Annotated in this window: 19 protein-coding genes; 7 read left to right on the top strand and 12 right to left on the bottom strand. The window is 69.1% G+C overall.

What is annotated here, in order from left to right; genetic code table 11:
• Window positions 1-55: 55 nt before the first annotated feature.
• Together DFJ65_RS08650 and DFJ65_RS08645 are read right to left on the bottom strand one after the other, a co-directional pair.
• A complete protein-coding gene (locus DFJ65_RS08650) occupies window positions 56-760 on the bottom strand; it encodes a phosphoadenylyl-sulfate reductase (RefSeq protein WP_115922679.1) in 705 nt (234 codons plus the stop codon).
• Complete coding sequence (locus DFJ65_RS08645; protein WP_245950125.1) at window positions 757-2,400, bottom strand: nitrite/sulfite reductase; 1,644 nt, start codon at window positions 2,398-2,400, stop codon at window positions 757-759. Before DFJ65_RS08645 ends, DFJ65_RS08650 begins: the two co-directional genes overlap by 4 nt.
• Before the next feature lie 113 nt (window positions 2,401-2,513).
• On the opposite strand from DFJ65_RS08645, the gene DFJ65_RS08640 reads away from it, so the two are divergent.
• Window positions 2,514-3,533 carry a hypothetical protein gene (locus DFJ65_RS08640; protein ID WP_115922677.1) on the top strand — a complete coding sequence of 340 codons (1,020 nt, stop codon included), beginning with the start codon at window positions 2,514-2,516 and terminating at the stop codon, window positions 3,531-3,533.
• 34 nt (window positions 3,534-3,567) lie between these two features.
• Window positions 3,568-4,464: an aminoglycoside phosphotransferase family protein gene (locus tag DFJ65_RS08635; protein ID WP_115922676.1), complete on the top strand. Its 897-nt coding sequence runs from the start codon at window positions 3,568-3,570 to the stop codon at window positions 4,462-4,464.
• 15 nt (window positions 4,465-4,479) lie between these two features.
• Here the strand turns inward: DFJ65_RS08635 and DFJ65_RS08630 are convergent, their stop codons facing one another.
• From DFJ65_RS08630 to DFJ65_RS08605, 6 genes are all read right to left on the bottom strand, one after another.
• Complete coding sequence (locus DFJ65_RS08630) at window positions 4,480-5,241, bottom strand: DsbA family protein (RefSeq protein ID WP_115922675.1); 762 nt, start codon at window positions 5,239-5,241, stop codon at window positions 4,480-4,482.
• 78 nt (window positions 5,242-5,319) lie between these two features.
• Complete coding sequence (locus tag DFJ65_RS08625) at window positions 5,320-5,817, bottom strand: MauE/DoxX family redox-associated membrane protein (protein ID WP_115924209.1); 498 nt, start codon at window positions 5,815-5,817, stop codon at window positions 5,320-5,322.
• A 68-nt stretch (window positions 5,818-5,885) separates the two neighbouring features.
• Window positions 5,886-6,674, bottom strand: coding sequence for a sulfite exporter TauE/SafE family protein (locus DFJ65_RS08620; RefSeq protein ID WP_115922674.1), 789 nt, complete (start codon window positions 6,672-6,674; stop codon window positions 5,886-5,888).
• 100 nt (window positions 6,675-6,774) lie between these two features.
• Entirely contained in the window at window positions 6,775-8,547 is a 1,773-nt protein-coding gene (locus DFJ65_RS08615; RefSeq protein ID WP_115922673.1) for a proline--tRNA ligase, read from the bottom strand.
• A 117-nt stretch (window positions 8,548-8,664) separates the two neighbouring features.
• Window positions 8,665-9,606 (bottom strand): DUF559 domain-containing protein, encoded by a 942-nt coding sequence (locus DFJ65_RS08610; protein WP_147301361.1) that lies wholly within the window; start codon window positions 9,604-9,606, stop codon window positions 8,665-8,667.
• 134 nt (window positions 9,607-9,740) lie between these two features.
• A complete protein-coding gene (locus tag DFJ65_RS08605) occupies window positions 9,741-11,405 on the bottom strand; it encodes an acyl-CoA dehydrogenase family protein (protein WP_115922671.1) in 1,665 nt (554 codons plus the stop codon).
• A gap of 86 nt (window positions 11,406-11,491) precedes the next feature.
• On the opposite strand from DFJ65_RS08605, the gene DFJ65_RS08600 reads away from it, so the two are divergent.
• The 4 genes from DFJ65_RS08600 to folP all read left to right on the top strand — a co-directional run bounded on the left by DFJ65_RS08600 (window position 11,492) and on the right by folP (window position 14,902).
• Entirely contained in the window at window positions 11,492-11,911 is a 420-nt protein-coding gene (locus tag DFJ65_RS08600) for a Fur family transcriptional regulator (RefSeq protein WP_115922670.1), read from the top strand.
• Between the two features lie 54 nt (window positions 11,912-11,965).
• Entirely contained in the window at window positions 11,966-13,507 is a 1,542-nt protein-coding gene (locus DFJ65_RS08595; protein ID WP_115922669.1) for a catalase, read from the top strand.
• Window positions 13,504-13,890 (top strand): ankyrin repeat domain-containing protein, encoded by a 387-nt coding sequence (locus DFJ65_RS08590; RefSeq protein ID WP_115922668.1) that lies wholly within the window; start codon window positions 13,504-13,506, stop codon window positions 13,888-13,890. Before DFJ65_RS08595 ends, DFJ65_RS08590 begins: the two co-directional genes overlap by 4 nt.
• Window positions 13,891-13,960: 70 nt before the next feature.
• Window positions 13,961-14,902 (top strand): dihydropteroate synthase, encoded by a 942-nt coding sequence (gene folP, locus DFJ65_RS08585; RefSeq protein ID WP_115922667.1) that lies wholly within the window; start codon window positions 13,961-13,963, stop codon window positions 14,900-14,902.
• A 19-nt stretch (window positions 14,903-14,921) separates the two neighbouring features.
• On the opposite strand, the gene DFJ65_RS08580 is transcribed toward folP, so the two are convergent.
• On the bottom strand, window positions 14,922-15,764 hold the full coding sequence (locus DFJ65_RS08580) for a GNAT family N-acetyltransferase (RefSeq protein ID WP_245950123.1): 843 nt from the start codon (window positions 15,762-15,764) through the stop codon (window positions 14,922-14,924).
• 81 nt (window positions 15,765-15,845) lie between these two features.
• Here DFJ65_RS08580 and DFJ65_RS08575 point away from each other — a divergent pair, with 81 nt between their 5' ends.
• Window positions 15,846-16,403 (top strand): ribonuclease FAU-1 family protein, encoded by a 558-nt coding sequence (locus tag DFJ65_RS08575; protein ID WP_115922665.1) that lies wholly within the window; start codon window positions 15,846-15,848, stop codon window positions 16,401-16,403.
• Window positions 16,404-16,499: 96 nt separating this feature from the next.
• Here DFJ65_RS08575 and ispG read toward each other — a convergent pair whose 3' ends face one another.
• The 3 genes from ispG to DFJ65_RS08560 all read right to left on the bottom strand — a co-directional run bounded on the left by ispG (window position 16,500) and on the right by DFJ65_RS08560 (window position 19,534).
• Window positions 16,500-17,642, bottom strand: coding sequence for a flavodoxin-dependent (E)-4-hydroxy-3-methylbut-2-enyl-diphosphate synthase (gene ispG, locus DFJ65_RS08570; protein ID WP_211308512.1), 1,143 nt, complete (start codon window positions 17,640-17,642; stop codon window positions 16,500-16,502).
• Between the two features lie 93 nt (window positions 17,643-17,735).
• Window positions 17,736-18,029 (bottom strand): hypothetical protein, encoded by a 294-nt coding sequence (locus tag DFJ65_RS17180; protein ID WP_147301360.1) that lies wholly within the window; start codon window positions 18,027-18,029, stop codon window positions 17,736-17,738.
• 167 nt (window positions 18,030-18,196) lie between these two features.
• Window positions 18,197-19,534, bottom strand: coding sequence for a M50 family metallopeptidase (locus DFJ65_RS08560; protein WP_115922663.1), 1,338 nt, complete (start codon window positions 19,532-19,534; stop codon window positions 18,197-18,199).
• Window positions 19,535-19,549: the final 15 nt, after the last annotated feature.

Here is a 19,549-nt window from a genome sequence, read left to right as displayed (position 1 = left end):
CAATCGCGAGCCACGACATGTCGTGGCCCGCGAGATCGAAGTTGGTGCAGGTGGGTCAGCCGGCGGTGTGGATGCCGCACTCGGTCTTGCCCGTGCCGGCCCAACGGCCGGCGCGCGCGTCTTCGCCCGCCAGCACCCGACGCGTGCACGGGGCACACCCGATGGACGGGTATCCCTGGGACAGAAGCGGATTCATGATGACGTCGTGCTCACGCACGTAGGCGTCGACATCGTCGTCGGTCCACGCCGCCAGCGGCGCGAGCTTGATGAGGTCGCGCCGGTCGTCGAACGAGACCACCGGCGTGTTCGCCCGCGACGCCGACTCCGCCCGACGCAGACCGGTCGCCCAGGCGGCCCGGCCGTCGAGCGCCTCGTCGAGCGGGTGGGTCTTGCGCAGGGCGCAGCACAGGTCGGGGTCGCGGTCGTGCAGCTTCGGGCCGTACTGCGCGTCCTGCTCGGCGACGGTCTGCCGTGGGGTGATGTCGAGCAGCCGCACGGGGTACTCCCGGGCCACCCGGTCACGCGTGGCGAGCGTCTCGGGGAAGTGGTAGCCGGTGTCGAGGAAGACCACCTGCACGCCGGGCACCACCTGCGAGGCGAGGTGCACCAGCACGGTGTCCTGCATCGATGCGGCGACCACCAGGCCGTCACCGAAGGTGTCGCCGGCCCAGCGCAGGATCTCCTGCGCGGGCGCGTCGGCGAGCTCGACGGCGGCCTGCTCGGCGATGCGCTGGAGGTCTTCGGCGACGGGCACTGTCATCGCAACGCCTCGTCGTCGGCGCGGGCGACCCAGTCGGCGAACCGCTCGCGGTCGGTGCGCTCGCGGGCGAAGTTGCCGACGATCCGCTCGACGTAGTCGCCGAGCTCGGCCGAGGTCACCTTGTGCGCGCGCAGCTTGCGGCCCCAGCCGAGTTCGAGGCCGAGCCCACCACCGAGGTGCACCTGGAAGCCTTCGACCTGCTCGCCGTCGGCCGTCGTCACGATCTGTCCCTTGAGACCGATGTCCGCGGTCTGGATGCGGGCGCAGGAGTTGGGGCAGCCGTTCAGGTGGATGGCCACCGGCACATCGAGGTCGAGGTGTCCCAGGCGCTGCTCGAGTTCTGCGACGAGGTCCATCGAGCGCTGCTTGGTGTCGACGATCGCCAGCTTGCAGAACTCCAGGCCAGTGCACGCCATCGTGTATCGGCGCCACTGCGACGGCTCGGCTTCGAGGCCGATGGCCCGCATCTGGGTGATCAGCTGCTGCACCCGCTCGGGGGCGACATCGAGCACGAGGAGCTTCTGGTGCGGTGTGAGGCGCACCCGGTGCGAGCCCACGCCCTCGGCGAGCGCGGCCACGCGCGACAGGATGTCGCCGCTGACGCGTCCGGAGATCGGGGCGAAACCGATGTACTTGTTGCCGTCGGTCTGGTCGTGCACGCCGACGTGGTCGTAGCGGGTCTCCTCCACGATCGCGGCGGGGCCGTCGGGCAGCGCGCGGCCGAGGTACTCGTTCTCGATGACCTCGCGCACCTTCGCGGCGCCCCAGTCGTCGACGAGGAACTTCAGCCGGGCACGGGCCCGCAGCCGGCGGTAGCCGTAGTCGCGGAAGAGGCGGACGACGGCGTACCAGACCTCGGGGACCTCCTCGAGGGTGACGAACGCGCCGAGCCGCTGTGCGAACTTCGGGTTCGTCGACAAGCCACCGCCGACGAGCACGTCGAAGCCGGGGCCGAGCTCGGGGTGCACGACGCCGACGAACGACACGTCGTTGATCTCGGGCACGGTGTCGGGCAGCCAGGAGATCGCGGTCTTGAACTTGCGCGGCAGGTTGGAGATAGACTGGTCGCCGATGTAGCGGGCGATGATCTCGTCGATGGCCGGGCTGGCGTCGAGCACTTCCTCGGCGCTCACGCCGGCGACCGGCGAGCCGAGCACCACGCGGGGGCAGTCACCGCAGGCCTCGGTGGTCTGCAGGCCGACGGCCTCGAGACGCTGCCAGATCGTGGGGACGTCCTCGATGCGCACCCAGTGCAGCTGGATGTTCTGCCGGTCGGTGATGTCGGCGGTGTCGCGACCGAACTCGGTGGAGATCGCGCCGATGACCCCGAGCTGCTCGGTGGTGAGGGCGCCACCGTCGATGCGCACCCGCATCATGAAGTACTCGTCGTCGAGTTCCTCCGGCGGCAGCGACGCGGTGCGGCCGCCCGGGATGCCTTGGCGACGCTGGGTGTAGAGGCCCCACCAGCGCATGCGACCGCGCAGATCGTCACCGGGGATGGAGGCGAAGCCCTCCTGGGAGTAGATCTGCTCGATCCGGGCACGAACGTTCAAGGCGTCGTCCTGCGCCTTGAACTCCTCGTTGTGGTTCAGGGGCTCACGCTGGTGCAGCGCCCACTGACCTTCGTTCTTCGTCGTCACAGCGGTCACAATCCATAACTGTCCATTAGGTTTTGATTAACTCCAAATGATGCACCCTTGAGTCTCGGACGGCGAGACAGCCACCCCGATGAGCGCGTGCGAGACTGGCGCCCATGCCCGGCCGCTCCAACCACCCGACCCGTCGGACCCTCCTCCTCGCCGGGTTGGCACTCCCCCTCGCCGGCTGCGGCATCCGGGTGGAGCGGGACGCCCCCGAGATCCTCGGCATCCCCACGCTGCCACCGCCTGCCGACAGCACGGTCATGCAGGACACCGTCACCAGGCTCCGACAGGTGGCCGGCGCGCTCGCCGGTCAAGACCCGGCCGCGTGGACGGCGCCGTTGCGTGCTCTGCACACCGACCAGGCCGACCGGCTGACCCGCATCGCGGCGTCCGCCGGAATCGAGATCAGCGCTCCCGCGACATCCTCCAGCAGCAGCACGTCCACGAGTTCGCCGCAGGCCGGCACCACCGCACCCACCACCGTCACGACCGACCCCGCGCCGACGTCCGCCTCCATGCCCGGCGGATCGGCCACCTCCTCGGGCGCGACCGCGAGCACGGTCACCGTCCACCCGGCGAGCACGACCGAGACCGCGGCCTTCACCGCGAGCGCCGTGGCGGCTGCCGCCGCCGCGACCGGCGAACACCGCCCGGCACTGTTGGCCACGCTTGCCGGACACCGCTGCGGCGCACGGGTGCTCGGAGCGACCGACCTGCCGGTGTCGGTGGGCCTGCCGAGCGCATCCGCCGCCGCGGTGCTCGAGCCGGTGCGTCTGGCGGTCTACGTCGCCGAGACGCTGATCGCCAAGACCGCGGCGAAGGACCGCACCGAACTCTCGACCCTGCTCTCGCTGCTCACCGCGGAGCGGATGCGCCTCGGCACAGAGGCCGGCACCGCGGCGAAGCCCGAGCAACTCAGCTATGCGCTGCCCAGCGGCACCGACGACCCGGCACACACCCGCACGACCATGGCCCGGCTCGTGCACGACTGCGCCACCGCGGTTGCCGCCCAGTCGGGCACGGCCACCACCACGGGCGCGGCGACCCGACTGGTGCAACTGTGGGGAGATCTGACCGCCGCGGGGTGGCAGTGGGGCCAGGCACCCGACACCTTCCTCGGGCTCCGTTGAGCGCCAGCGGCCACGTGAACAGGGTGGAGACCCCGTGATCGCCGCGATCGAGGTGCCGGCGCCCTTCGCCGAACGGATCGCCGGACGCGCTCCCGAACCGACCGTCAGCGGCGACGACTGGCTGCGGCGCCTGCCCGCCCTCGCCGCCGACGTGCTCGACGACTGGCACCTGCGGGTCACCGGCGACCCGATGTACGGCGAGTGCGCGCTGGTGCTGCCGGTCACCGGGCCCGACGGCGACGCCGTCCTGAAACTCACCTGGCCGCACGCGGAGGCCGCGACCGAACACCTGGCGCTGCGCGCGTGGGACGGCATCGGCGCCGTCCGCCTGCTGCGGGCCGACCCACGACGCTGGGCGCTGCTGTTGGAGCGCTTGGAGAACCGCGACCTCACGACCGTCTCCGTGCTGGAGGGGTGCGAGGTGATCGGCGGGCTGATGGCGCGACTCGATCGTGCGGCGCTGCCCCAACTCGACCGACTCAGCGACCTCGCGCCCCGCTGGGCCGACCTGTGTCGGAACGGATCACCGAACGTGCCCCGCCGGTTCACCGAACAAGCCGCCGCCCTGCTCGGTCACCTCGCCGGCGACGACCTCGACCGCTCGTTGGTGCACCAGGACCTGCACTTCACCAATGTGCTCGCCGCCGATCGCGAACCGTGGCTGGCGATCGACCCGAAGGCCCTCGCCGGCGAGTGGGAATTCGCCGTGGCACCGGTGCTGTGGAATCTGCCCGAGCTCACCCGCGCCGCCCACAACCCTCGCACTCACCTGCGGCTACGACTCGGATTGGTCTGCGAGAGCGCAGGATTGGACGAGGATCGGGCGGCGGCCTGGACCTTCGTGCGGGTGGTGGTCAACGCGCTGTGGGGCGCCGACTCACCCGAGTGGGTCACCCGGATGGTCACCGTCGCGAAGGCGATGACCGACTGACCGACCGACTGACCGTCAGCTCTTCTTCGCGTACTGCTCGACGACGGTCTTGAAGGAGTTCTGCTGCTGGGTCAGCTGCGTCAACGCCGTGTTGTCGTTGGCGGTGCTGTGCCCGTTGACGATCAGGGTCGGCGTGCCGTTGACGCCGTTCTTGCCGCTGCGCTGCTCGGTCGCGGTCACGTAGCTCTTGTACTTGTCGTCCTTGACGCAGGTGTTGGAGGTGTTCAGCGCCGTGCCGGTGATACCGACCTTCTGGGCGACCGTCTGGTAGATGGAGGTCGGATAGCCGGCACCCTCCTGGGCCGGCTGGTTCTTGAACAGCTCGGTGTGGAACTGCGGGAACTTGCCGGCATCATCGGCGCAGAACGCGGCGTTCGCGGCCTGCTTGGAGGAGTTGTTGCCGAGGTTGTTGTCGAGGAACGACATCACGTGCACGGTGAGCTTGATGTCACCCGCCTGCGCCATCTGCATCATCTGCTCGCCGTTCGCCTTCTCCAACTCGTTGCAGATCGGGCACTGGTAGTCGACGTACAACTGCACGTCGGGCACTGCGGCCTTCGCCTTGCCCGGGTAGACCTGCAGGCCGTTGCCGTCACTGATGGAGTTCGCCGGGCCGGTCGCTTTGGTGGTGCTGTTGCCCGAGTTGGTGAGGATGACGGCGGCGAACCCACCGACGACCAAGGCGAGCACCAACCCGACCGCGATCCAGAGTTGAAGCTTGCCGTTGTCCTTCGGCTTGGTCGCGGCGAGCTTGGTGGATGCGTCCGGGCGAGGCATGCGAGTTCCTTTGACAGATCGATAACTACTACAGAGCCTAGTCGTTACACGCGGGGCGCGTCGGCCGGGCCCGATGACTCAGCCGAACAGTCTCCGGTCGAGCGAGAACCGCGACCCCGGCCGGACGACCAGCCAGAGTCCGTGGGCAAGCAGCGCGACGTCGCGCAGGAGTTCCTGGAAGTACTTCGGGTCGGCCGTCGCCCCGCCGCCACCGAAGCAGCCGCAGTCGATCTTGATGCCGCGCGCCCAGACCGACGCGATCCCGATGATGAACGCGATCATCAGCAGCGTTGCGATGACCGCCGACAGTCTCGTCATCAGGCCGAGGATGAGCAGCAACCCGACGACGATCTCGACGAACGGCATCATCGCGCCCCACGCGTTGGCGAGGTCGTAGGGCAGCAACTGGTAGGCCCGCGTCGCCTGTTGGGTCTCGGGGATGTTCGTCGCCTTGGTGAGGCCGGCGTAGAGCATGACGCCGCCGAGCAGCAGGCGGCACCACAGGCCGACCCAGTCGGCCCAACCGGTGCGCCGGAGGCCGGGCTCGGTGGCACGTTCCGTGCTGCGCGCGGTCATCGATCGCTCTCCCGTCGTCGGTTCTCGGGCACCGTACGTCATCTCGTTGTGTGCGCCGCCCAGCCGGCTCACAGCACCCCGAACTGGGTGAGCACGTCGTAGCCGATGCGCAGGATGAAGGCACTGACCACCACGACGAACACGATCCGGACGAAGTTGGCGCCGGCCGCGACCGCGGTGCGCGCTCCGACATAGCCACCGGTCATGTTGGCCGCGGCCATCGCGATACCGAGCTTCCAGAAACCCGCGCCTTGCGGGATGAAGATGACCAGCGAGGCGAGGTTGGTGGCGAAGTTGGCGATCTTCGCCTTTGCCGATGCCTCGAGGAAGGCGTAGCCGAGCAGGCCGACCAGTGCGAACACCAGGAACGACCCCGTGCCGGGGCCGAGCGCGCCGTCGTAGATGCCGATCAGGAATCCGGCGAGGCCGGCGAGCGCGACGTGCTTGCGGCCGGTGAACCGCAGCGCCGTCGTCTGACCCATCGCCGGCTTGGCGAGCGTGTAGAACATCACGACGATGAGCGCCACCAGGATCACCGGGTTGAACGCGCTGCGCGGTAGGTGGGACGCGATCAGCGCGCCCAGCAGCGACCCCGCGAACGCCGGCACGGCGAGCGCCAGCGCCGTCCTCGGGTCGGGTCTGACCCGGCGCCAGTAGGTGACACTGCTGACGGTGGTGCCGGCGATGGAGGCCATCTTGTTGGTGGCCAGCAGATGCACCGGCGCCGCCGACGGGAACGCGATGAGCAGCCCGGGCAACTGCACCAGTCCCCCACCGCCGACGACGGAGTCGACCCAGCCGGCGGTGAGCGCGGCGAGCACCAACAGGATAAAGACGGTGGTGCTGATGTCACCCATCAGCGGCACCCTGCGATGTGCCGACCGATGTGGCCGGCGATGTGTCGGGCGACCTCATCGAGGGCGACCGCCTCGGGTCGCACGCAAGCGGCCGGAGCGGTCACGCGTCCTGCGCGACGTCGTGCTGACCGACCTCGCGCAGCACCTCGGCCACCGCGTCGTCGACGGCAACCTCGCGCCGGTCTCCGCTGCGGCGGTCCTTGAGCTCGACCACACCGTCGGCGAGTCCGCGCCCGAGCACCAGGATGGTCGGCACACCGATGAGTTCGGCGTCCTTGAACTTCACACCCGGCGACACCTTCACCCGGTCGTCGTACAGCACCTCCAGGCCCTTGGCCTCGAGCTCGGCAACAATCTCGGCGGCCTTCACGAAGACCGCGTCGTCCTTGCCGGTGGCGACGACGTGCACGTCGGCCGGAGCAACCTCGCGGGGCCAGATGAGGCCGAGCTCGTCGAGGTTGTCCTCGGCGATCATGCCGACCGCGCGGGTGACGCCGACGCCGTAGGAGCCCATCGTGACGGTGACGAGCTTGCCGTTCTCGTCGAGCACCTTCAGGCCGAGCGCCTCGGCGTACTTCGTGCCGAGCTGGAAGATGTGGCCCATCTCGACGCCGCGCGCGAGGGTGAGGCCCTTGCCGTTCGGTCCGAGGTCGCCCTCGCGGATCTCGGCGGCCTGGATGGTGCCGTCCGCGGTGAAGTCGCGGCCGTACACCAGGTCGAGGACGTGCTTGCCGTGCTCGTCGGCGCCGGTGACCCAGGCCGATCCCTGCGCGATCGTCGGGTCGAGCAGGTAGCGGATGCCGCTGGCCTTCTCCTCGCCGAGCACGCCGGGGCCGATGTAGCCCTTGGCCAGCATCGGGTACTCCTTGAAGTCCTTCTCCTCGAAGGCCTCGACTTCGGCCGGAGCGACCTTGGTCTCCAGGCGCTTGGCGTCGACCTCGCGGTCGCCGGGCACACCGATCGCCAGCGGGGTGCGCGTGCCGTCGGGGTGGGCGAGCATCACGATGACGTTCTTGAGGGTGTCGGCGGCGGTCCACGCACGGCCGTCGGCGCGCGGGTGGTCGGCGTTGAGCGCGTTCACCAGCGTCTCGATGGTCGGGGTGTCGGGGGTGTCCTCGACGTGCGCCGGTCCGGCGGTGATCTCGACGGGGGCTGCCTGGGGCACCTCGACGGCCTCGACGTTGGCGGCGTAGCCGGAGTCGTCGCGCACGAACGTGTCCTCGCCGTGCTCGCTGACCGCGAGGAACTCCTCGGACGCCGATCCGCCCATCGCGCCGGAGTCGGCCTGCACGATGACGTACTCGAAGCCGAGCCGGTTGAAGATCTTGATGTAGGCGTCGCGGTGCGCGTCGTACGACTTCTGCAGACCCTGGGAGTTGATGTCGAAGGAGTAGGAGTCCTTCATCACGAACTCACGGCCGCGCAGGATGCCCGCCCGCGGACGCGCCTCGTCGCGGTACTTCGTCTGGATCTGGTAGAGCGACAGCGGGAGGTCCTTGTACGAGGAGTACATGTCCTTCACCGCGAGGCAGAACATTTCTTCGTGGGTGGGGCCGAGCAGCATGTCAGTCTCGCGGCGGTCCTGCAGGCGGAACAGGTTGGGGCCGTACTCGGTCCACCGGTTCGTCGCCTCGTAGGGCTCGCGCGGCAGCAGCGCCGGGAAGAGCACCTCCTGGCTGCCGATCGCGTTCATCTCCTCGCGCACGATCGCCTCGACCTTGGCGCGCACCTTCATGCCGAGCGGCAGCCAGGTGTAGATGCCGGGCGCCACCCGGCGCACATAACCGGCGCGCACCAGCAGCTTGTGACCCGGCAGTTCCGCATCGGCCGGGTCCTCGCGCAGGGTTCGCAGGAACAGGGTCGACATACGCATGGCCACGGGCTGATCTCCTCGGGGTTCGTGGGGTACGCGCACAGCCTAACGGCCGCGCCGCCACCCTCGAATCCGCGTGAGTTTGTGGGGTTCGTACCGCGTACGAACCCCACAAACTCACGCGGATTCGAGGCCGGAGCGCAGTGTTGCGAGGTCGAAGGCCTTCCACATACGCGTCCGCAGTGCGTCGGGCGCGCGATAGAGATCGTCAGCGGTCACCCGCACCACGGTGTAGTTCTCGCTCTCGAGCCGGGCGATGCGCGTGATGTCCTTGCGGAACTGCTGCTGATCGGTGCGGTGGCCGTCCCCTTCGTACTCAACGATCAGCCTCAGCTCACGCAACAGCAGGTCGGGACGCGCGAGGAAGGTGCCGTCGTCGTCCCACAGATCCGCATTGACCTCGAAATCGGGGAACCCCGCGTCGTCGAGGACCATCCGCAGGTCGGACTCCGGCGGCGAGGCCACGCCCGGTCGGAGCAGTTCGACTGCCAGGCGCAGCTTCCCGACGCCCACGCAGCCCTTCCACCGACGCACGGCCGCCAGCAGATCCGCGACAGGCACCGGAACGAACCCAGGCCGCCGGCCGACGTACGCGTCGTTCGTGCTGATCATCGCGTCGCCGATCCGGACGAGTTCTCGCAACGAGCACTCACGTGCGAGCGTGCACCAGGTGAGCGCCGGCGTGGTCACCCGCGTGCCATCCAGCTCGACCACGTCGAACAGCTCCGGCTTCAATTCACGGGTGATGACCCCACGCACGACGGAGCGGGTTCGACTCTTGGCGACAGCGATCGTGACGAAGCCTGGTCCAGCCGAGCGAGCCGGGATGGGCAGCCCCCAGAGGACGGCAGCCGACGGCCCCGTGAACGCGTGAGTTCCTGCGAGCCGCGGAGCGTAGGCCAGCGTGGCCGCGCGCGCAGAGTCGGGCTCGGCGGCCGCCCGCACACCGCGGAAGGGAGACACGAGGTCACCGCCGCGGAGTCGGTCGGAGCTGAGCCCGGCCGCCCGCGCCTGCCGAACGCTGAACGGGCCTGTAGGTACCGGGATGCGACCAGTCATGCCGCCGATCCTGGCGTACCCGGACAAGGTGCCTGCCCACTCATCCACAGGCACGAGAATCCGCGTGAGTTTGTGGGGTTCGTACGCGGTACGAACCCCACAAACTCACGCGGATTCTGGTGAGGTCGGTGGGCTCAGGCGGGGTCGGCGGGCAGCGCGCGGCGGGCGATCGCGGTCACGTCGGCGGACGCCGACAAGGTGCCGTAGACGCCGTCCCACTGGCCGGCGACCCGGCTGGCGACGAACGCGTCGGCCACCTCCGGGGTGGAGTGACGCACCAGCAGCGAGGCCTGCAACAGCACCGCCATCCGCGCGGTGAGCGAGCGGGCCCGGCCCTCGGCGCTGCCGAGGTCGGCGGCGGCCGCGTGGAGGTCGGCGAGCACCGCGTCGACGGCGCGGTCGAGCGCGGCGTGCTGCCCGGCGGCGAGCGTCACCTCGGCGCGCCAAGCCTCGATTGCCTCGGGCGAACGCGCCAGCACGCGCAGCAGGTCGAGGGCGTTGACATTGCCGCTGCCCTCCCAGATCGAGTTGAGCGGGCTCTCGCGCACCAGCAGCGGCATGCCCGATTCCTCGGCGTAACCGTTGCCGCCGAGGCACTCCATCGCCTCGACGGTCACCGTCGGGGTGCGTTTGCACACCCAGAACTTCGCCAGCGGCAGGGCCATCCGGCGCAGCGCCTTCTCCTGGTCGTCGTGCGGCGCCTCGACGGCGCGGGCGAGGCGCAGCCCGAGGTGGGTGGCGGCCTCGGCCTCGAGCGCAAGGTCGGCGACGACATTGGTCATCGCCGGCTGGTCGATGAGCGTCGCACCGAACGCCGCTCGCTGCGAGACGTGCCAACTCGCTTCTGCCACAGCGCGTCTCATCAACGAGGTCGACCCCAACACGCAGTCGAGGCGGGTCGCGGCGACCATCTCGATGATCGTGAGCACGCCGGCACCCTCGTTGCCCAGCCGGATCGCGTAGGCACCGTGGAACTCCAGTTCGCTGGAGGCGTTCGAGCGGTTGCCGAGCTTGTCCTTGAGCCGCACGATGCGCACGTCGTTGCGCGAACCGTCCGGGCACACCCGCGGCAACACGAAGCAGCTGAGTCCGTCGGGCGCCTGTGCGAGCACGAGGAACAGATCGTTCATCGGCGCCGAGGTGAACCATTTGTGCCCGGTGAGCCGGTACGACCCGTCGTCCTGGCGGTCGGCGCGGGTCACGTTGGTGCGCACGTCGGACCCACCCTGCTTCTCGGTCATGCCCATGCCGGCGAGCAGGCCGCGCTTGGTGTGCGGTTCGCGCAGCCCGAAGTCGTAGCTGGTCGAGGCCAGGAGGTCGGTCCATTCCTTGGCCAGCGCGTCGTCGGAGCGCAGCGCCGGCACCGAGGCGTACGTCATCGTGATCGGGCACCCGTGGCCCGGCTCGAGCGGGGTCCAGGCGATGTAGCCGGCCGCGCGGCGCAGGTGCGGCAGCGGCTCGTCGCTCACCCACGGCGTCGCGCCGAGACCGTGGGCGATGCCGCGACTCATCATGTGGTGCCAGCTGGGGTGGAACTCCACCTCGTCGATGCGGGTGCCGAACCGGTCGACCGGGCGCAGTGCGGGCGGGTGCTCGTTGGCGAGCATCCCGTGCTCGCGGGTTTCGGCCGACCCCGCCTCGAGCCCGAGTTCGTCGAGCGAGTCGAGCAGCGCGTCAGCCTGCTCGCCGGCCTGGGCGCGCACCGCGGCGACGAGACCTGCATCGCCCCGGACGCCGTTGTGCCCGACGAGCGGGCGCGGCTGGTTGATCGGGTTGCGCTGGAAGACATCGGTGCTCACCCTTCGAAGGGTAATTTGCCCGCCGCGCCGTCCACGCCTCGGGACTTATTCTTGACTCATTCCAGAAAACTTGAAAGGTTCGTGTCATGTCCACCCCGACCGATATGCTGCGCGATGCACAGTTGCGTGTCACCCGTCCGCGGGTGACCGTGCTCGAGGTGCTGCGCGACCATCCGCACGCCAGTGCGGAGGCCGTGGCACAGCAGGTGCGCGCGGCGATCGGCACGGTGTCGACACAGGCCGTCTACGACGTGCTGCACGCGCTGGAGGGTGCGTCGCTCATCCGCCGGTTCGAGCCGGCCGGGTCGAGTGCGCGCTACGAGTTGCAGGCACACGACAACCACCACCACCTGGTCTGCCGCAACTGCGGCACCATCACCGACGTCGAGTGCGGCACCGGCCGCGCGCCGTGCATGGACGCCCCCGACGACCACGGGTTCGTCATCGACGAGACCGAGGTGACCTACTGGGGGCTCTGCCCCGACTGCAGGTCGAACACCCCCTGATCCGCTCGAGTTATCAACTGCCGCAACACGATTGCGCAACCAAGGAGAGATGGAATGACCGTCGAAGGACCCCGGCAGGACGCCGGCAACACCAAGCCGTTGACCACCGTCGCCGGTGCACCGGTGTGGGAAAACCAGAACAGCCTCACCGCGGGTGCCCGCGGCCCGCTGCTGCTGCAGGACGTGTGGTTCCTGGAGAAGCTCGCCCACTTCGACCGCGAGGTCATCCCGGAGCGTCGCATGCACGCGAAGGGTTCGGGTGCGTTCGGCACATTCACCGTGACGAACGACATCACCAAGTACACCGGCGCGAGCATCTTCGCCGAGGTGGGCAAGAAGACCGAGATGTTCGCCCGCTTCTCGACGGTCGCCGGTGAGCGCGGCGCGGCCGACGCCGAGCGCGACATCCGTGGTTTTGCGTTGAAGTTCTACACCGACCAGGGCAACTGGGACCTCGTCGGCAACAACACCCCGGTGTTCTTCTTCCGCGACCCGCTGAAGTTCCCCGACCTGAACCACGCGGTCAAGCGCGACCCCAAGACCAACATGCGTAGCCCGGAGAACAACTGGGACTTCTGGACCAACCTGCCCGAGGCACTGCACCAGGTGACCATCGTGATGTCCGACCGCGGCATCCCCGACGGCTACCGGCACATGAACGGCTTCGGCAGCCACACCTACTCCTTCTACAACAAGGAGGGTGAGCGCTACTGGGTGAAGTTCCACCACCGCAGCCAGCAGGGTTTGAAGAACCTCACCGACGACGCCGCGGCCGCGATCGTCTCGGCCGACCGTGAGTCGAGCCAGCGTGACCTGTTCGAGGCGATCGAGCAGGGCGACTTCCCCAAGTGGAAGCTGTACGTGCAGATCATGCCGGAGGCCGACGCGGAGAAGGTGCCCTACCACCCGTTCGACCTCACCAAGGTGTGGCCGAAGGCCGACTACCCGCTGATCGAGGTGGGCGAGTGGGAGCTCAACCGCAACGCGGAGAACTACCACACCGACGTCGAGCAGGCCGCCTTCAGCCCGGCGAACGTCGTGCCCGGCATCGGCTTCTCCCCCGACCGCATGCTGCAGGGTCGTCTGTTCTCCTACGGTGACGCCGCCCGGTACCGCCTCGGTGTCAACCACCACCAGATCCCGGTGAACTCCCCGAAGGGCGCGCCGCACGTCAACTCCTACCACCGCGACGGTGCGATGCGTCTGTCGGCCGAGCCGACCCCGGGCATCAACCCGAACAGCTACGGTCGCTGGGAGGAGCAGCCGCAGTTCCGCGAGCCGGCTCTGAAGATCGACCCGCTCGCCGACCGGTTCGACTTCCGCCAGGACGACGACGACTACTTCAGCCAGCCGGGCCAGTTGTTCCGCAGCTTCACCGACGCGCAGAAGCAGCGCCTGTTCGAGAACACCGCGCGCGCGATCAGCGGTGCCTCGGCCGAGACCATCGAGCGCCACATCGGCAACTGCACCAAGGCCGACCAGGCCTACGGTGACGGTGTCCGCGCGGCGATCGACGCGCTCAACGCCGGTGAGGCCCCGAAGGCCGGCACCGAAGACCTCGAGTACGGCCCGGAGTTCGACGGAGACCTGCTCTGAGCCAGCGGGGACTCACGCCGCAAGAGCGCGAGCGCGTCGTTGCGCTCGCGCTCGACCTGGCGCGTGCCGGACGCGGTGACGAACTCCTGGAGTTCGTCGACCACGGCCTGCCGATCGACGTCGTCGACGGCGACGGCAACACCCTGCTGATGCTCGCGGCCTACCACGGTCACGCCGACACCGTCCGCCGGTTGTTGGCGGCGGGCGCCGACCCGAACCTGCGCAACGGACGCGACCAGTCGGTCGTGGCCGGCGCGTTGTTCAAGGGCGAACGCGAGATCGTGCGTCTGCTCGTCGAGGCCGGCAGCGACCTCGACGCCGGCACCCCGACCGCCCGCCAGGCGGCCGAGATGTTCGGTCGACAGGCCTTGCTGGACGGCTGAAGTCGTGCCGACGAACGCCCACCCGGTCTTCGGGTGGGCGTTCGCTGTGTCCGGGTAGGTTGATCCGGCGATGACTTCCCACTCCCCCGCCCCCTTGCGCCTGCGCGGCCACACCTTCGACGCGTCCCGCCCGGCGGTGATGGCGATCGTCAACCGCACGACCGACTCGTTCTGGGCCGGCAACCGCCACTCGTCCTTCGAGTCGGCGCTGCAGGCGGTCGATTCTGCGGTCGAAGCCGGCGCCGACATCGTCGATGTGGGTGGGGTGCGCGCCGGCCAGGAGGGCGACTGGGTCGACGACGCCGCCGAGATCAAGCGGGTCGTGCCGTTCCTGCGAGCCGTGCGCGAACGCCACCCGGAGCTGGTGCTGTCGCTGGATACGTGGCGGTCATCGGTGGCCCGGGCCGCGGCCGGCAATGTCGACCTCGTGAACGACACCTGGGCCGGACACGACCACGAACTCGCTTCCGTCGCAGCCGAACTCGGCGCCGGATATGTCGTCTCGCACACCGGCGGGCTGCGGCCGCGCACCGACCCGGTCGGCATCCGTTACGCGGCCGCGGGCGCCGGGCGGGCCGCCGAGGACGACGCCGCAGTGGCGTCGGTGCTGCGTACCCTGGCGGACGGCGCCCGCCGGGCGCTCAAGGCCGGTGTGCCGGCCGATCGGGTGCTCGTCGACCCCACCCTCGACTTCGGCAAGACGACCCTTCATTCACTGGCCGTGCTTCGTGCGACCGGTCAGGTTGTGGCGCTGGGATTCCCTGTGTTGCAGGCGCTTTCGCGCAAGGACTTCGTCGGCGAGACGCTCGACCTCCAGGCCGACGACCGACTGGAGGGCACCCTCGCGGCGACCGCGGTCGCCGCGTGGTCGGGTGCCACGGTGTTCCGCGCTCACGACGTGCGGGCCACCCGCCGGGTGGTCGACATGGTCGCGTCGATCCGCGGTGACCGTCCGCCGGCGGTCGCCGTCCGTGGGGAGCCGGGCGAGGGGCCGAGCATCCAGCTCGGCTGAGCCGTGTGCCGGCCGGTCGTCAGAGGATGACGGTGGCGAACGTGTCGTGCTGCTTGAACCCGACGCGGTCGTAGGTGCGGATCGCGGCGGTGTTGAAGTCGTTGACGTAGAGCGACACCGTGCCCGCATGGTCGGCGAGCACCTGCTGCGCGACAGCCTTCATCGCGGGTGCGGCGATGCCGTGCCCGCGCAACGCCGGCTCGACCCACACACCCTGGATCTGACCCACCCCGAACGCGAGAGAGCCGATGTCGGCCTTGAAGATGACGCGGCCGCCCTCGACGATGACGTAGGTGTGGCCCTGCCGGATGAGCGCCGCCACCATCCGGCGGTACTCCCGGTCGGAGCCGTAATAGGGCGGGTAACCGATCTCGCCGGTGAACATGTGGGCAGCGGCGGGCACGACGAGGTCGAGTTCGTCGAGCACCGCGGGCCGCACCCGCGGGTCGGCCCCGACCGCGTCGTTGAGGTCGTCGACGGTCGCCGCCATCAACGGCTGGGCGTGACGCACCGATCGTGGTCTGCCCCAATGCTTCTCGAGCCGCTCCCAGAGCGGCAGCACCTGGGTGGCGAGCCCGAAGACCGAACTGCTGCGTCGACGGTGCCGACGCAGCCGGGCGGCGTATCCGTCGAGTTCGCTCTCGTGCACCCCGATCGGCACGACGTTCGCCGACGTCCAGCACATCGACCGCAGGGTCGGGCCCTCGGTCATCGCGATGATGTTCTGGGTGGCATACGAACCGGCCGCCGCCATGCGCGCCCCGACGAAGACGTTCGCTATCGGGTCACTCGCCACCAGCCGCCGCGCGGCGTCGAGGTCCTCAGCCCTGAGCGTGGCCGGCGGCCGAAACGTACGAAGCACCCCCTCAGCCTGCCATTGCGCAGGGCGCGAGGCGGGCATTTGGCCTGAGTGACCAATCGATTGCCTCGTAGGCTGGCCGTCATGGACTCCGCTCAGCCCGACGCACAGACGCCGATCGGCACCCCGGTGCACCTCGACTTCCGCAAGTACGACGGCAGCGAGCACTGGCAGGAGCACTACTCGCTGCTCGGGGTCGACGACTTCGGCGTGTGGCTGGGCATGGAAGCGGGCACTCCGTTCGCCCGACCGGGGATGTCTGTCGTGGCGCGCACCAACACGGTCCGTCTGCTGCCGCCGGGCGCTCGTTGGGCGGCGTGCTTCAACGCACCCGACCCCGGGAGACTGCTCAAGGCGCACATTTACGTCGACATCACCACTCCCGTGCAGTGGTCGCACGACGCCGAGGGATTCCACGCGCGGATGGTCGATGTCGACCTCGACGTCGTCGAGCGGTTCAGCGGCGAGTTGTTCATCGACGACGAGGACGAGTTCGCCGATCACACAGTCGAATTCGGCTACCCCGCCGACCTGGTCGAGGCGACCGAGGCGGCAGCCCGCGATGTGCTCGCAGCGGTGCGTGAGCGCCGTCCGCCCTTCGACGGCACCGGCGACTCCTGGCTCACCCGCATCCGGCCATAACCGCAAACGCTGCGGTTCTCCGCAGGTGCTGCTGTTGCGACAGCAGCGTCTGCCGGGAACCGCAGCGTGTGCGGGTGAGCGGGCGGGTGGAGACGGTCAGCCGACGGTGACGGTCGGCGAACCGGCGCCCTCCTCGTCGATCGGCTCGCCCATCTCCTCGGCGATGCGCATGGCCTCCTCGATGAGCGTCTCGACGATCTGGCTCTCCGGCACGGTCTTGATGACCTCACCCTTCACGAAGATCTGGCCCTTGCCGTTGCCCGACGCGACGCCGAGGTCGGCCTCCCGGGCCTCGCCCGGTCCGTTGACGACGCAGCCCATGACCGCGACGCGCAGCGGCACAGTGAGGCCTTCAAGCCCGGCGGTCACCTGGTCGGCGAGGGTGTAGACGTCGACCTGCGCGCGACCGCACGAGGGGCAGGACACGATCTCGAGCTTGCGCGGCTTCAGGTTGAGGCTCTGCAGGATCTGGTTGCCGACCTTCACTTCCTCGACCGGCGGCGCCGACAGGGAGACGCGGATGGTGTCGCCGATGCCCTTGCTCAGCAGCGAGCCGAACGCGACCGAGCTCTTGATGGTGCCCTGGAACGCCGGGCCGGCCTCGGTGACGCCGAGGTGCAGCGGCCAGTCGCCGCGCTCGGCGAGCAGCTCGTAGGCCTTCACCATCACGACCGGGTCGTTGTGCTTCACCGAGATCTTGAAGTCGTGGAAGTCGTGCTCCTCGAACAGCGACGCCTCCCAGACGGCCGACTCGACGAGCGCTTCCGGGGTGGGCTTGCCGTACTTCTCCAGCAGCCGCTTGTCGAGCGAGCCGGCGTTGACGCCGATGCGGATCGAGACCCCGGCCGCCTTCGCGGCGTCGGCGATCTCCTTCACCTTGTCGTCGAACTGCCGGATGTTTCCCGGGTTGACGCGCACCGCCGCGCAGCCGGCGTCGATCGCGGCGAAGACGTACTTCGGCTGGAAGTGGATGTCGGCGATCACCGGGATCTGCGACTTCTTCGCGATCGCCGGCAGCGCGTCGGCGTCGTCCTGGCTCGGGCAAGCAACACGGACGATGTCGCATCCGGTGGCCGTGAGTTCGGCGATCTGCTGCAGGGTCGCGTTGATGTCGGTGGTGGGCGTCGTGGTCATCGACTGCACCGAGATCGGCGAATCGGAACCCACACCGACCGACCCGACCTTGATCTGCCGGGTCTTGCGCCGCGGTGCGAGCACCGGGGCCGGGGCGGAAGGCATGCCGAGCGAGATCGGGATAGAGGTCATGTCGCCCATTATCAACCCGCGCTGGTCACGAACCGAATCCGCGTGCCACCCGGTGCGCTCGTACAGTCAGTGCTCGTCAAGCAGATCGCGCACGAAGACGAAGACACGCACCTTCGTCGGTCCCTGGGCGGCCGCCCATTCCTCGACGGCGGGCACGGGGTGTGAGAGTTGTACGACGACGACATGCCCGTCGTCCGCCGGCGAGACACCGATGCTCACCAACTGGTCCGCCGCCGGTGCCTCGAGCGCGACGGCGTTGGCGACCTCGAGGTCTACGCCTTCCCCGCCCTGCTGGGCATCCCACGCGTCCGGTCGCTCATCGTGGACTGCCGACTCGACCGACAGCCGGCCGTCGACCAACCGTCCGGTCAGTCGAACGGGCAGACTCCGAAGGGTTTCGAGGGGCGAATCAGAACGGCTGATGGTCAGCTCCGGCGCACCAGTCTCCACCTCAGGCGGGGTCGACGCGACGAGTCCGGGATCGCGAAGCCATCCCGTCACGACCACCCGTTTTCCGGCAGCCACCATCAGTTGCCCAGCTTCACCGGGTTGACGATGTCGGCGTAGGCCAGCAGCACGAACATCACGATGAGCACCAGCGAGACGCCGTACGCGATCGGCATGCCCTTGGCCGCGTCGGCGTAGATGCGGCCGGTGACACCGCGGGCGCGCTGGATCGGACGCTTGACCGCCTCCCACAGCGCCGTGGCGATGTGGCCGCCGTCCAATGGCAGCAACGGCACCAGGTTGAACACGAACAGCGCCATGTTCAGCGCGGCGAGCATCATCAGCAGCATCGCGAACTTGTCCATCAGCGTGATCTGCTGGATGTCGGCCACCTCGCCGGCGATGCGGCCGACGCCCACGACGGAGACCGGCCCGTTGACATCGCGTTCACCGCTGCCGAACGCGGCGGAGACGACTCCGACCATCTTCTGCGGGATCTTCACGAAGACAGATCCGGTCTTGACGAAGGTGTCCCAGGTGATGGCGGGTGCATCGGTCAGCGGACGGCGTTCGTCGACGACCTTCGCGGCACCGATCGACGCGCCGATGACACCGACCTCGGCGCGCTCGCGCTGCCCCTTCCAGTTGAGGACGGGGCTGCCCTCGGCGTCGATCTTGTCCATCGTCTTCAACACGGGGGTGACGGTGATCGACACCTGCTGGCCGCCGCGCAGGACCACCACCTCGACGGGCTGGTTGCCGTGGGCACGGATGGTGTTGATCGCCTCGGTACCGGTGGTAACCGGCTTGCCACCGACCGAGACGAACTGGTCACCGTCCTTCAGACCCGCCTTGGCCGCCGGCGATCGGTCGGCCTCGGCACACGTGGTCGCCGTCGTCGTGAGGCAGGGCTGCACGGTGTAGATCTTGGCCGCCTTCACCGCGGGCAGGCCGATGCCGCAGGCGACGATGGTGAGCAGCACGCCGGCGATCACGAGGTTCATGAACGGTCCGCCGAACATGATGATGACCTTCTTGTACGTCGGCAGGTCGTAGAAGACGCGGTGTCGGTCGGCGGGCGACACCTCCTCGTACGCGGCGCTCCGCGCTTCGTCGACCATCTGGCTGAACCGGCCGGTCGAGGATGCCCGCACCCGCACGGTGCCGTCGGGCAGCACTTCGTCCTCGGGCCGCGGCGGGAACATGCCGATCATCCGGATGTAACCGCCGAGCGGGATCGCCTTCACGCCGTACTCGGTCTCGCCCTTGCGCTTCGACCAGAGCGTCGGCCCGAAGCCGACCATGTACTGGGTGACCTTCACCCCGAACTTCTTGGCCGGGGTGAGGTGGCCGATCTCGTGCAGGGCGATCGAGGCCCCGACACCGAGCACCATGAACAGAACGCCGAGCAGGAACATCACGCGCGGAAGTGT

Origin of the sequence: Calidifontibacter indicus, assembly GCF_003386865.1 — a bacterium.
GTDB lineage: Bacteria > Actinomycetota > Actinomycetes > Actinomycetales > Dermatophilaceae > Yimella > Yimella indica.
This window is presented reverse-complemented; position numbering and strand designations above follow the sequence as displayed.

Coding starts and splice junctions, on each gene's coding strand:
- DFJ65_RS08650 (WP_115922679.1), bottom strand. CDS start 760: ATGACAGTGCCCGTCGCCGAAGACCTCCAGCGCATCGCCGAGCAGGCC.
- DFJ65_RS08640 (WP_115922677.1), top strand. CDS start 2,514: ATGCCCGGCCGCTCCAACCACCCGACCCGTCGGACCCTCCTCCTCGCC.
- DFJ65_RS08630 (WP_115922675.1), bottom strand. CDS start 5,241: ATGCCTCGCCCGGACGCATCCACCAAGCTCGCCGCGACCAAGCCGAAG.
- DFJ65_RS08625 (WP_115924209.1), bottom strand. CDS start 5,817: ATGACCGCGCGCAGCACGGAACGTGCCACCGAGCCCGGCCTCCGGCGC.
- DFJ65_RS08620 (WP_115922674.1), bottom strand. CDS start 6,674: ATGGGTGACATCAGCACCACCGTCTTTATCCTGTTGGTGCTCGCCGCG.
- DFJ65_RS08615 (WP_115922673.1), bottom strand. CDS start 8,547: ATGCGTATGTCGACCCTGTTCCTGCGAACCCTGCGCGAGGACCCGGCC.
- DFJ65_RS08610 (WP_147301361.1), bottom strand. CDS start 9,606: ATGACTGGTCGCATCCCGGTACCTACAGGCCCGTTCAGCGTTCGGCAG.
- DFJ65_RS08600 (WP_115922670.1), top strand. CDS start 11,492: ATGTCCACCCCGACCGATATGCTGCGCGATGCACAGTTGCGTGTCACC.
- DFJ65_RS08595 (WP_115922669.1), top strand. CDS start 11,966: ATGACCGTCGAAGGACCCCGGCAGGACGCCGGCAACACCAAGCCGTTG.
- folP (WP_115922667.1), top strand. CDS start 13,961: ATGACTTCCCACTCCCCCGCCCCCTTGCGCCTGCGCGGCCACACCTTC.
- DFJ65_RS08575 (WP_115922665.1), top strand. CDS start 15,846: ATGGACTCCGCTCAGCCCGACGCACAGACGCCGATCGGCACCCCGGTG.
- ispG (WP_211308512.1), bottom strand. CDS start 17,642: ATGCCTTCCGCCCCGGCCCCGGTGCTCGCACCGCGGCGCAAGACCCGG.
- DFJ65_RS08560 (WP_115922663.1), bottom strand. CDS start 19,534: ATGTTCCTGCTCGGCGTTCTGTTCATGGTGCTCGGTGTCGGGGCCTCG.